This is a genomic window from Streptomyces sp. MNU76 (assembly GCF_020982545.1).
GTDB lineage: Bacteria > Actinomycetota > Actinomycetes > Streptomycetales > Streptomycetaceae > Streptomyces.
Genome location: NZ_JAJKLK010000006.1, coordinates 385,081 through 397,063, shown reverse-complemented (window position 1 = coordinate 397,063; position 11,983 = coordinate 385,081). Strand labels below are relative to the sequence as shown.

The following is an 11,983-nucleotide window of genomic DNA, read 5'->3' as shown; positions in this document are numbered from 1 at the left end:
GTTCTCATCGCTCCGGCCGCTCATGTCAGGCTCCACTTCTGGTTGTTCTGGCCGTTGCGGGCCCACAGCACGAGCTTCGTGCCGTTGGCGGTGGCCGCTCCGTAGGCGTCGAGGCACAGTCCGGCGTTGACGTTGGTGATCGTGCTGTCGCTGTTGATGTTCCACTTCTGGTTGGTGCCGCCGTGGCAGTCCCAGATGACGACGCGGGTGCCGTTGGCTGTGCCGCGGTCCCAGGCGTCGAGGCACTTGTTGCCGTACATCACCAGCTCCTTGCGGGTGGAGTTGTACGCCCACTGCTGGTTCAGGCCGCCGCCGCAGGACCACAGCCGGGCGTCGGTGCCGTTGGCGACGGAGTCCGTCACCGCGACCGGGGCTGCGTCGAGTCGGGTGACGGGCGAGGTGGCGGTCGCCGGGGTGTCGGCGGACGGCTGCGCCAGGAGCAGGGCGGCCGTCGCGGTCGTCGCGAGGGCGAGGGCGCGTACGGCGGCATTTCTGCAACGGCGTCCGAAACCAGGGGAATCGGTGCGGGGAGGGGGGTGCATGCGGCTCCTTCGATGGATACCTGGGGGCGCGGGGGTCGATATCTCGAACAAGGATCGGCTCGCCGAACGAATCGGCTGGCCGAAGGTAGAGCCGGTGGGGTCGGACGTCAACGGGTGTGGCCGAGGTGGTTTTTGCTCTCCGAGTCGATACGCCTGGGCCGTGTATCGGAAGTGCAATCAGCGGAGCTGAACGAGGGTTGATTTTCAGGGTGCGGTGCCCGTGGCGGGCTGAGGCTCAGTCACCGGACGGTTCCAGGAAGGCGGCGAGGCTACGGTTCGCCGCGGGCGGGATGGCGTGCGGAAGCGCGTGATGGGACACATTCGGCAGCACGGTCGTTGCGACGCGTGGCAGCAGCGCCTCGGCGCGGGCGGCCACCTTGGAGGGGTCATGGGGCCTGCTGCTTCCGGCGAGGAGCAGCAGAACCGGCAGGTCCAGGCCGCGCAGGGCGTCCGGTGCCGGGCGCGGCCCGGTTACGGGTCGGAGAGAGGGGAAACCGGCGGCCGCCTCCTGGAGGGCGAGCCAGTCGGGATCGAGCGCGGAGCCTTTGGTCTCCCACTCCAGGAAGGCGCGGACCCGGCGGGGTGTGTTCCGCAGCAGCATGGGAGTTGCGTGCAGCAGGTAGGCCGGGCTGAACCCGGCGAAGCACTGGGTCGGGTCCAGAAGGGCCAGGCGGCGTATCCGGTCGGGCGCGCGCATGGCGTGATGCAGCGCGATCCAGGCGCCGTACGAGTGTCCGACCAGGTCGGTCTCGGCCACTCCGAGGCCGTCGAGGAGCGCGTCCAGCCAGGTCGACAGGTCGGCGACCGTACGGGGGCGGCGGTCGCCGTCGGGAGTGCTGCGTCCGGGGGCGCCGATCAAGTCGACGGCGAACACCCGGTGGGTGCGGGACAGTTCGGCGGCCTGCGCGTACCAGGACGCGGAGGTCGCGCCCCCTCCGCCGGGCAGGAGGACGAGCGAGGGCCTGTCGGCCGGGCCGCATACGTTGACGTGTGTCGTGCCGAAGGGCGTGGGAACGGTCGCCGTCTCGCGAGCGGTAGGCCACTTGGTCATGACCTTGTCGTAGGCCATGAGGAAGTTGTCGGCGTCGTACGTATCGCGAGCGTTCATGAACGGCGACTCCTCTATTATCTCGCTCAGCAAGATACTTGTTGGGCGAGATGATACGTGGAGGTGGTCCGTGCCCGATCAGGAGGGTGAGGAACTCGTCGAACGAGCCGAGCCGGGGCCCGAGATGGAGATCGTCCACCTGCTGCGCGCGGTGGCCGTCGACCTGGGCAGGCACAGCACCCGGTTCGCACAGCGCAACGGCATGCACCCCACCGACGTGCGTGCGCTGATCGCCCTGATGGACGCCGCCCGCGCCGGCGAGGAGACCACAGCAGGGCACCTAGGCACCGCTCTCGGGCTCAACTCGGCAGGAACCACAGCACTGGTCGACCGCCTGGAACGGGCCGGGCATGTGCGGCGGGTGCGCGATGCCCGGGACCGCCGCAAGGTCACCATCGAAGTGGACGAGCGGGCGGTCGCCCTCGGCTGGTCCCACTTCGGACCGCTCATCGATCGAGCGGTGGACCTGCTGCGGGGATACGACGAGCGGGAACTGGCCGCGATCAGGGGCTTTCTGACTGGGATGCGGAAGGCAGCGGTCTAGGACGTATCTCGAACATGCCGGTCACAGCCACCCGTTGATGGCCGCGACGAGAACGGTTGTCTCGTGACGAACCGCGAGATTCTCGTATCGCGTGGCCATGGCACGGGGGCGGGGGCGGGGCTGACCGTCGAGGGCTCGGCAGAGGGCGGCGTGCAGGTGCTCGGGCCCGGTGAGGGTGAGGGTCAGTTCGGTCTCGGTGGTGGGGGGACATGATCACGCTGGGGAGGGCGCCAAACGGCGTGTGGCCGGCCGAAGGCTTCTCCACGTTCCGGCAGTTGCGGTTGACCGCTCGTATCGCCCAACCAGGTCGCGTATCGAGGTGTGATCAAACTGCCTGCTGCGTGAGCCGATGGCGGCCGCCTGCGGCAACTCGCGTGAGATCATCCGTCCATGAGCAGCGACCTGGAAGTGAGTGCTCTGGCGATCAATGTCACGATCCCCCCGGCGCTCCGCTGGACGGACACTCGACGCGGTGAAGCATTCACGCTGACCACACTCAACGTTCGGCTTCTCCCGGACGGTCACCTCGCCGTGAAGGCCTATGGCAGGCCAGTCGGTGGCGGTCGGGGCGCATACGTCTCGTTCCCTGTCCCCGACAAACCCGAGCTGTCGGCCCTGGTCTCCGACGCGGCCAGCCGTGCCGGGGCGTTGTGGGCCGCCCATCGTGGTCTCGGCTGATCTCAGGGCGTGATCAATCTGCGGGGTGTTCGCCCTCGCAGTGAAGCGGCGCCGGTAGATCTTCTTGCGTGTCGCGAGTGCAACTGACTGACGGGGAACGGGAGTTCATCGAGCCGTACCTGCCGATCGGCGCGTACGGCCCGTGCCCCGAGCGGCTGCGGCAGCAATTCGAGGGCGTGATCTGGCGGTTCAAGACCTGCGGACAGTGGCGGGAGATGCCGCAGGAGTTCGGCGCCTGGTCGACGGTCCCCGATCGCTTCCGGTAGTGGCGTGACGGCGGTGTCTTCGAGGCCCTGCTGGAGGGCCTGCAGGCCGCCCCGCACCGGCCGGAGGCGGTCGCCGGGAACAAGGCCTACTCGTCCCGCGGCAACCGTGCCCACTTGCGCAGCCTGCCTGTCGGGGTCAGCGGAGCACTACGGTGGGACAACGAGGGCCTCCTGGCTGCCGGTTATAGATGTCGCAATCCACACCGAACCCAGGGTCCCTCACCCCTTTCAAGGACCGCTCAAGGCGTGTCGCCTGCCACCGACGTCCCGGGACAGCACAGTGCCGCTGTGTTACTGGGCAGGGGACGGGTGGGTAGGGGGCGCCCCGCTTCCCCCTACCCACCTAGAAATGCGTCCGGCCTCTGGTGGGTTGTCGCCCTGCGGCGGCTACTCCGTCGCCGTCGGCCTCCTCGACAGCTTGGTCGCGAGGTGCACGTCCGTCAGCGGGCGCAGGCGGTACGTGTACGCGTAGTCGCGGTTGGCGAAGAGCTTGTACTCGTCGTGGGTGTGGGCGCCCCAGCTGTTGTCGCCGCCGACGCCCATCTGGCGGTGGTTGACGCGCAGGACGACGGTGTCGCGGGGGGTGAGGTGGTAGTCGTGGCGGAGGCCGGTGGAGAGGTCCTCCGGGGTGAAGTGGGAGGCGTTGACTTCGAGTAGCGAGTCACCCGCGATGAGGAGGCCCTCGCCGTCGCGGTCGGTCAGGGCGGCCCAGCGGACGTCGGTCTTGTTGCCGTTCTCCTGGGGGCGGATGTAGCCGGACCACTGCTCGGCGACCGTGCCGGAGTAGAGGCCGACGTCGGTGCCGTTGTTGCGGTCCCAGTGGTTCTCCTCCGGGCCCCGGCCGTAGTAGTGCAGGCGGTCGAGGCGGCGGGGGAGGTGGAGGATCGTGCCCACCTCCGGGATGTACGGGAGGGAGGCCGCGCCCGGGCGCAGGGTGTTGTCGACCTTGATCTCGCCGTTGCCGAAGACCGTGTAGGTGGTGGAGTACCTGGATTCCACTGTGGTGGGCAGGGTGCCGGTCACCTTGATCTCCACCGCCCGGCCGGCGCCCAGTGCGCGGACCGTCATGTCCGTCACCTTGCGGTTGGTGCCCGCGTCCCGCCAGGTCTGGTTGCGGGTGTGCTGCCCGTTGCCGTGGTCGTTGTCGGTGGGCGCCCGCCAGAAGTTGGGGGTCGGACCGGAGGTGAGCAGGCGGGTGCCGGCCGCCCTGTAGGAGGTGAGGGTGCCGCTCCGGCGGTCGATGGTGACGGAGAAGCCGGGACCGCCCTTCACACCCCTGCCGGTGACCGTGATCTCGTCCGGTCCGTCCTTGTACGTCAGCTTCGGGACGGCCGCCAGGGGGACCGGTGTCACCGCCGGGCTGCCCGCGTCCACCGGCAGTTGCTGCCGGGCCACCTCGAAGCCGGACCTCGCCCAGGGGGTGCGTTCCCTGGTGGTGAAGGAGAGTTCGAGGAAGTACTCGGTGCCGGGTGCGGGGGAGGAGGGGAGGCGGAAGGGGACGGTGATGTCCTTGGTGGAGAGAGGGGCCACGTCCAGCTGGGTCCGGGTGAGGCGGCCCTGCTGGATCTTCCTGCCGTCCGCCATCAGGCTCCAACTGCCGTCGAACTCGCGGAGGTTGGTGAAGAGGTACTCGTTGGTGAGGGTGATCTTCTTCGAGGTCAGGGCGTCGGTCGCGGCGCCGGTGGCCGGGGTCGCGTGGATCGCCTGGTAGATGCGCTTGATCTCGGCCGCCTTGCCGGTGTGGCCCCGGTCGGCCGTGACGATGCCGTCCGCGACGAAGGCCCCGTCGTTGGGGTTGTCGCCCCAGTCACCGCCGTACGCGAAAAACGAACGTTCCTTCGCGAAGCCCTCCCGCTTCCGCTCGCTCACCTTCACCGTCGCCGCGTCGAACCAGAACCGCACTCCCTCGTCCCCGGGCCCACGCCCCCCGGCCGCCAGCTCGGCCCCGCTCAGGGCACGCGCGTACACACCGGCCCGCCGGATCGTTCCGCTGAACTCGCGCGTCGGGTTGTCCGTGTCGGTGCCGAGCGCGAGCGGCGCGGTGTTGACGCTGGGCCGCCGGGTCGTGGTGCGGGTGGCCTTCACCTCGCCGTCGACGTAGAGGGTGAGGGACCCGGCCTCGGCGTCGAAGACCCCGGCCACATGGTGTTCGCGGCCGGTCCAGCCGTCCGCCGGGAGGCCCCAGCTGACGCTGACCCACTGGCCGCCGCCGTAGATGAAGAACTCCACGCTCTTGTCGCTCTGCTTCAGCGCGTACTGCGTGTCGCCCTTGGCGACGAGCGGCTGGTGGCCGCCGGTGACGTGCGGGGTGACCCACGCCTCCAGGGTCAGCGAGCCGGTGAGGTCGAGGGCGGGGTCGCGGGTGAAGCCCGTGGCGCCGGAGAGGCCCTTGCTCCGGCTGAACGTCCCTGCGGCGGTGAGGAGTTGGCCCTTCAGGGCACTCGGGCCCGCGTCCGTGAAGACCCTCAGCTTCGGCACCGGCCAGGTCAGTGACTGGTCGACGAAGTCCCAGATCCAGCCGCCCTGGAGGACCGGGTAGCGCCGGATGAGGTCCCAGTACTTCTTGAAGTTGCCGTTCGAGTTCCCCATCGCGTGCGAGTACTCGATCATCACGTACGGCCGGGTGTCCGAGGTGTCCTTCGCCCGCTGCTCGACCCGCTGCGGGCTGTCGTACATCTCCGAGCGGATCTGGCTGATCGTCGGCCGGTCGTCGCCCTCGTACTGGATGACACGGGTCTTGTCGTACGACTCGATCCAGTCGCGCATCGCGACGAAGGTGGAGCCGCCGCCCGTCTCGTTGCCGAGGGACCAGATGACGACGGAGGCGTGGTTCTTGTCGCGGTGGACCATCGCCCGCGCACGGGCCACACAGGCGGTCGTCCACTCGGCGTCGTTCCCGGGGTAGCGGTCCCGGATGCCGTGCGTCTCCAGGTTCGTCTCGTCGACGAGGTAGAGGCCGTACTCGTCCGCCAGCTCGTACCAGAGCGGGTTGTTGGGGTAGTGCGAGGTGCGGACGGTGTTCATGTTGAGCCGCTTGATGATCCGCATGTCCTCGACCAGGTCGGCGCGGGTGAGCGCCATACCCCGGTCGGGGTGGATCTCGTGGCGGTTGGTGCCCCGGAGGGAGACCGGCTGCCCGTTGATCCGCATCAGCCCGTCCTTGAGCGCGAACTCGCGCAGGCCGACGCGGTGGGAGAGGGTCTCGACGACCTTGCCGCGCGGGTCGCGCAGCCTGAGCACGGCCGTGTAGAGGGTGGGGTGTTCGGCGGACCACAGCTCGGGCGAGGGGACGGACTTCTTCGCCTGGACGGTCACGTCCTCGCCGACACCACCGCCCTTGCCGCCGCCTTCCCTGCCGCCTTTCACGCCGACGGCGACGGACTGCACGAGGGGCCGCGCCCAGACGGCGTGGCCCCGGTCGTCGTAGAGCTGCGTCTCGACGGAGTACGTCCCCTCGTGCCCGGCCGCGTACGCGCGCACGCTCGCGGTGACGGACAGTTCGGCGGTCTTGTAGCCGTCGCCGAGCGGGGTGTCCAGCTTGAAGTCACGCAGGTGCACGGCGGGTGTGGAGTACAGGTAGACCGAGCGGAAGATGCCGCTCAGCCGGATCATGTCCTGGTCCTCCAGCCAGTCGCCGTCCGAGTAGCGGTAGACCTCGACGGCTATCTGGTTGGTGCCCGGCTTCAGGTGCCGGGTGATGTCGTACTCGGCCGGGTCGAACGAGTCCTCGTGGTAGCCGACGAGTTCGCCGTTGATCCACACGTAGTGGGCCGACTTCACGCCCTCGAAGTGGAGGAAGGTGCGGCGGTCGCCGGCCGTCCAGTCCTTGGGGAGACGGAAGGTGCGCCGGTACTGGCCGACGGGGTTGTAGCGGGTCGGCGCGGTCGGCGGCTGGGCCTCCTCGCCGAGGCCGTTGGGGCCCCACCACGGGTAGGTGATGTTGACGTAGATGGGGAAGTCGTAGCCGTGCAGCTGCCAGTTGGAGGGGACCGGGATGGTGTCCCAGCCGCTGTCGTCGACGTCCGTCTTGTAGAAGTCCTCGTCCCGGTCGTCCGGCCGGTCCACGTACGCGAACTTCCACCGGCCGTCGAGGCTCAGCCGGTACGGGGAACGGGTGCGGTCGGCGACGAGGGCCTGTCTGACGTCCGCGTACGGCATGAGGGTGGTGTGCGGCGGCTCCGCGCCGACCTGGAAGAGCGCCATGTTGCCGGACCACTCGGGGCTGCCGGGGGCCTCCGGCCCGGAGCGGGGCGCGGCGTACGCGGCGCCGCCGGAGAGGGCCAGCGCGCCGAGGAGGGCGGCGCCGCCCTCCAGCAGTCGGCGGCGGCTGACGACGGGGCGGGCTGCGGGGGTGCCGGTGGGCGCTTGCGGGTGCGGGTGGTGCATTGCCGGGGCCTTCCTCGCGATGACAGGGGGTGCACGTACGGAGAGACGTGTGGGACGAGGAGCGTCGGTTGCTGTCTGATGTTGTTGAAAAACCGCGCCCACCCTAGGACTTCGAACAGAACCGAATCAATGACTCTGTCGGACTTTGTGCGGTCGTGGGCGCCCCGCCCTGGTGTCGCACCTGCAGGCGCTGGGCGCGCGAAGGGTGGCGGCCGCGCGCGGCGACGGGGGTGCGCGCGAGCGGGGGCGGACCGTGGTGGAGGTGCTGCGCGGCTGGCCCTTCCTCGCGGGTGCGGGACTGGACACGCTCGGCTTCGCGGCCCAGGTGGTGGCGCTGCGGCTGGCACCGGTGTTCCTGGTGGAGGCGGCGGTGGCCGCGTCGTTGGCGGTCACGGCGGTGGCCGGCACGGTCGTCCTGGGGCTGCGGCCACGACGGGCGGAGTGGGCCGCCGTGGCCGTCGTGGTCCTGGGGCTGGCGACACTGGCGGTGTCCGCCGGGCGCGCGGGCGACGGGGACGGTGACACCGCGCTGCGGGTGGCGGTGCTCGTCGCGTCGGTGCTGGTGGTGGCGGGCGGCTGGGTCGTGGGCGGCCGGCTGCGGAGGGGCCGGGCCGTCGTCCTCGGCGCGGCGGCCGGCCTGAGTTCGGCCTCACCGCGATCGCCGTACGCCTGCTGCCGGACACCACGGTCCTCGGGGTCCTGGCCCAGCCGTCGGCGTACGCCGTCGTCGTCTCCGGCCTCGGCGGGTACCTCCTGCTCGTCCAGGCTCTCCAGTCCGGCTCGGTGACGGCGGCCACGGCGGCGATGGTCATCTGCGAGACCGTGTGGCCGGGGGGCTTCGGGGTGGCGTGGCTCGGCGACTCGACCCGCGACGGGTACGCGTGGTCGGCCGTGCTCGGCTTCGTGTGCTGTGTGGCGGGCGGGGTGGCGTTGGCACGGTTCGGGGAGGCGGGGAGGGCGGGGCGCCGGACAGACCGGACAGACCGGGGAGACTGGACAGGCGGGGAGTGCCGGGGAGGCAACCTCGCGGGCGGTCGGTGGCGACCCAGAGGGGAAGTGAAGGCACGTGAAATCCCTCCCTTGGCAAGGGAGTTGAGCGAGCACCCGGTCCGGCGAGCCATGACAGATGTCATGGCCCCGCTGTGAGACTGATCGTCCGCGGGACGGATGTAGAGCGCACGGGTTGTTCGTGACAATCGCCTGACAGGGCCCGGGAGTTGACCGTCCCGGGTCGTCCGAACGTCAGGAACGTCAGGAACGAGGGGGAGAACTCGTGCGTATCAAACAGCTCGCCGGGACCGCGCTGGGCACCACGCTTCTGCTGGCCGCGGCGGTGCCCGGGGCCGAGGCCGCAGCCCCGGCGTCGTCGGCGTCGTCGGGCAAACTGGACCGGGCCGAGCTGCGCGAGACGCTCGACGCGGTCCACGAGGCCGGGATGTACGGCACGTACGCGGCGGTGCGGGACGGCCGGGAGCGCTGGGCCGGCGCGGCCGGGCTGGCCGACGTGGACACGGGGCGGAAGGTCACCCCGACCATGCGGCACCGTGTCGGCAGCATCAGCAAGACGTTCACGGCCGTGGCGCTCCTGCAGCAGGTGGAGCGGGGCCGGATCCGTCTCGACGCGCCGGTCACCCGCTATGTGCCCGAGCTGTTCGAGGGCGGCGGAAGCGACGGGGACGGGCGGGAGCGCGGGGACGCCATCACCGTGCGGATGCTCCTCAACCACACCAGCCACATAGGCGACTACGTCCTCGGCGCCTTCCCCTCCCTCGCCCAGAACTCCACCGCCAGCCTCGACGAGCACCGCTTCCGCGAGATCGGTCCCCGCGAACTCGTACGGCTGGGCCTCGCGGCCCCCGCCACCGGCACCCCCGGCGCGCAGCCGGGCAGCTACTCCAACACCAACTACGTCGTGGCCGGCCTGATCCTGGAGAAGGTCACCGGCCAGAAGGCCTCGACGTACATCACCCGCAACGTCATCGAGCGCGCCGGCCTGCGCCACACCTCGTACCCGCGCACCGCGTACATCAAGGGCCCGCACCCCAGGATGTACGAGTCGTTCTACGGTCTCATCGACCCGCCCCGCGACTACAGCGTCTACGACATGTCCTGGGCGTACACGGCCGGCGCGATCGTCTCCACGACCGACGACCTCAACCGCTTCTACCGCGAGCTGCTCACCGGTGATCTGCTCCGCCGGTCGTCCCTCGCCGAGATGCGGCGCACGGTCCCGGTGGAGATCGCCCCGGGCGCCGCGATCGACTACGGCCTCGGCATCTACACCTTCGACGTGCCCGGCTGCGCCCGGTTCTGGGGGCATGACGGCGGGGTCTTCGGCGCGGGCACCATCAGCCTGACCAGCGCGGACGGTAAGCGTCAGCTGTCCATGGGCTGGAACCTGATGAAGTACCAGCGCCTCAACGCGGACGGTACGGCGCTGGAGCCGAGCCCGATCGACGAGGCGATCGGCGCCCACGTCAACAAGGCGCTCTGCCCGATGCTGGAGGACGAGGGAGCAGGGGCCGGAGCGAGGGACGGTTCGGGGTCGGGTGCGGGGCTGAAGTCGCGGCTCGCGGCGGGGGACGCGGGCAGGATCCTGCCGGACGGGATTTTGCCGGACGGGATCCTGCCGGACGGTCTGCTGGGTAGGACGCTTCCGTAGTCGTCCTCAACCGTCCTCGCACCCCAGGGAGCGCACGTCTTGCCCACCTTCGTCATCTTCGACCTGGAGTACACGACCTGGCCGGGAGCCATGGAGCAGGACTGGTCGGCGCCCGGCCAACTGCGGGAGATCGTGCAGATCGGCGCGGTGCGCGTGGACGAGGAGTACTCCGTCGTCGAGGAGTACGAGACGCTTCTCCGCCCGGTGGTGAACCCTCGACTCTCGCCCTTCTTCACCACCCTCACCGGCATCGACCAGCGGAGCGTGGACCGGGACGGCCTCCCGCCGGCCCGGGCCCTGAGCGACTTCCTCGCCTTCTGCCGGGGCGGGGCCGTCCTCTCCTACGGCAACGACATGCTCGTCCTCGGCGAGAACATCGGCTGGGCCCGGGCCCGGGGCGAGAAGATCGAGCACAGTGCGCTCGTCCCGGGCTTCCTCAACGTCCGTCCGTGGCTGAACGCGGTCGCCCCGGCGACGGCGGGCGTCAACTCGGGCCGTCTGTGGCAGACCCTGGGCCTCCCCCGGCCCGCCGCCCCGGGCGACGAACACTCGGCCCTGTTCGACTGCCACTCCATCGCGACGGCCCTGCGCCACTTGTCGGGCACGGGGGTGGCGCTGCCGGACGGTCTTCTCCGGGTCCATGGGGTCAGTGGGGTCCGCGGGGGGAGTTGAGGAGTTCGGCACCGAGTGGCGAGAGCGTGTGCCGCACGGTGTTGCCCTGTCTGTGCGTGGAGACCAGCCCGGCCTGGCGCAGCACAGTGGCGTGCTGGCTCGCCGACGCCGCGGAGATGTCCGCGCGACGGGCCAGTTCCCCGGTGGTGCTGGCGTGCACGAGCAACTGCATGACCGTCGCCCGGGTGCGGCCCAGCAGCGCCGCCAGCGGGCGGGGGACCGCCCCGTCCTGCGCGGTGGCTCCCCCCGCCCAGCCCCGGCTGCGGACGACGGGATAGACCAGCACGGGAGCCGTGTCGGGGTTCTTGAGCGTGATGGGGACGCCGAAGCAGAAGAACGACGGCAGGAGCACCAGCCCTCGGCCGTTGAGGAAGAGGCCCTGGTCCACGGGGTAGGGGAGTTCGAGTACAGGCGGTCGCCAGCGCGCCTGCGGGTGCAGCTGGGTGAGCAGCCGTGCGACGCCTCCGGTGGCCAGGGCGTGCAGCCGGGTGGCCCGGTCGGCCTCCAACTGGGCGTGGACGGCACGCCAGTAGGGGGCCAGGGCTGTCCGGTGGTAACTCCGGACGGCCTCTCCGAGGGTCCTGACGACCGCCGCGTCACCGGCGGCCAGCGCACCCAGCCAGGGGGCCGGGGCACGCCGGGGGACCAGGTCGCCGAGGTCCGCGCGCAGCCGGGTTCGCGCGGTGGCGAGCAGGACGTCGAGGGCCTCGTCCAGGCAGGAGACGCCCGCGGTCGGAGTGAGGAAGTCCGCCGAGTAGCCCACGGGCGGCGCAAGTTCGCACAGCATGCGGGTCAGATCCGCCGTGCCGCCGAGCAGCCGGCCGCGGGTCCGGTCGCGCCACAGGCCGAACTCCTTGCTGCCGGGTCGCTTCTGCAGGGCGTGCAGGCTCAGCAGCGCCTCCCAGAGCACGTCAGGTTCGGCGGCCAGGCGGGTGTTGGCCATGTCCTCGGTCGTGAAGTGGATGCTCAGCACGGTGTCCCCCTGTTGTCTGGATGACGCCCGCGTCGGCAGGTCCGGCCGATGTCCGGCCAGGCATCTGCTGGGCCGACGTCCGGCCGACGTCCGGCCGGTGCTCGCGGCGTCGGTATGAGTGCTTATGAGCGTTACTGCATTCTTTGCGTGGC

Annotated in this window: 8 protein-coding genes and 2 pseudogenes; 6 read left to right on the top strand and 4 right to left on the bottom strand. The window is 70.5% G+C overall.

Annotated elements, in window-relative coordinates:
- Positions 1–20 precede the first annotated feature (20 nt).
- Together E4N62_RS17030 and E4N62_RS17025 are read right to left on the bottom strand one after the other, a co-directional pair.
- Positions 21–350 (bottom strand): annotated as a pseudogene (locus E4N62_RS17030) (RICIN domain-containing protein); the annotation flags it as partial.
- A gap of 427 nt (positions 351–777) precedes the next feature.
- Positions 778–1,650, bottom strand: a complete 873-nt coding sequence (locus E4N62_RS17025) for an alpha/beta fold hydrolase (RefSeq protein ID WP_230215378.1) — start codon at positions 1,648–1,650, stop codon at positions 778–780.
- A gap of 124 nt (positions 1,651–1,774) precedes the next feature.
- Here E4N62_RS17025 and E4N62_RS17020 point away from each other — a divergent pair, with 124 nt between their 5' ends.
- From E4N62_RS17020 to E4N62_RS17010, 3 genes and pseudogenes are all read left to right on the top strand, one after another.
- Positions 1,775–2,194 (top strand): MarR family transcriptional regulator, encoded by a 420-nt coding sequence (locus E4N62_RS17020; protein WP_052146576.1) that lies wholly within the window; start codon positions 1,775–1,777, stop codon positions 2,192–2,194.
- 390 nt (positions 2,195–2,584) lie between these two features.
- Positions 2,585–2,872 (top strand): hypothetical protein, encoded by a 288-nt coding sequence (locus E4N62_RS17015; RefSeq protein ID WP_230215377.1) that lies wholly within the window; start codon positions 2,585–2,587, stop codon positions 2,870–2,872.
- A gap of 68 nt (positions 2,873–2,940) precedes the next feature.
- Positions 2,941–3,135, top strand: a pseudogene (locus tag E4N62_RS17010) (transposase); the annotation flags it as partial.
- Between the two features lie 390 nt (positions 3,136–3,525).
- Here E4N62_RS17010 and E4N62_RS17005 read toward each other — a convergent pair.
- The gene (locus tag E4N62_RS17005; RefSeq protein ID WP_230215375.1) at positions 3,526–7,524 is read right to left on the bottom strand and encodes a glycoside hydrolase family 2 TIM barrel-domain containing protein; all 3,999 of its coding nucleotides are present in this window, start codon (positions 7,522–7,524) and stop codon (positions 3,526–3,528) included.
- A 172-nt stretch (positions 7,525–7,696) separates the two neighbouring features.
- Between E4N62_RS17005 and E4N62_RS17000 the strand changes: the two genes are divergently transcribed.
- The 3 genes from E4N62_RS17000 (at position 7,697) to E4N62_RS16990 (ending at position 10,858) form a co-directional block, all read left to right on the top strand.
- A complete protein-coding gene (locus tag E4N62_RS17000; RefSeq protein WP_230215373.1) occupies positions 7,697–8,311 on the top strand; it encodes a hypothetical protein in 615 nt (204 codons plus the stop codon).
- Between the two features lie 486 nt (positions 8,312–8,797).
- A complete protein-coding gene (locus E4N62_RS16995; RefSeq protein ID WP_230215371.1) occupies positions 8,798–10,186 on the top strand; it encodes a serine hydrolase in 1,389 nt (462 codons plus the stop codon).
- Positions 10,187–10,225: 39 nt separating this feature from the next.
- Positions 10,226–10,858: an exonuclease domain-containing protein gene (locus E4N62_RS16990; RefSeq protein WP_230215369.1), complete on the top strand. Its 633-nt coding sequence runs from the start codon at positions 10,226–10,228 to the stop codon at positions 10,856–10,858.
- Here the strand turns inward: E4N62_RS16990 and E4N62_RS16985 are convergent.
- The gene (locus tag E4N62_RS16985) at positions 10,833–11,831 is read right to left on the bottom strand and encodes a helix-turn-helix transcriptional regulator (protein WP_230215367.1); all 999 of its coding nucleotides are present in this window, start codon (positions 11,829–11,831) and stop codon (positions 10,833–10,835) included. The genes E4N62_RS16990 and E4N62_RS16985 overlap by 26 nt on opposite strands.
- Between the last annotated feature and the right edge of the window lie 152 nt (positions 11,832–11,983).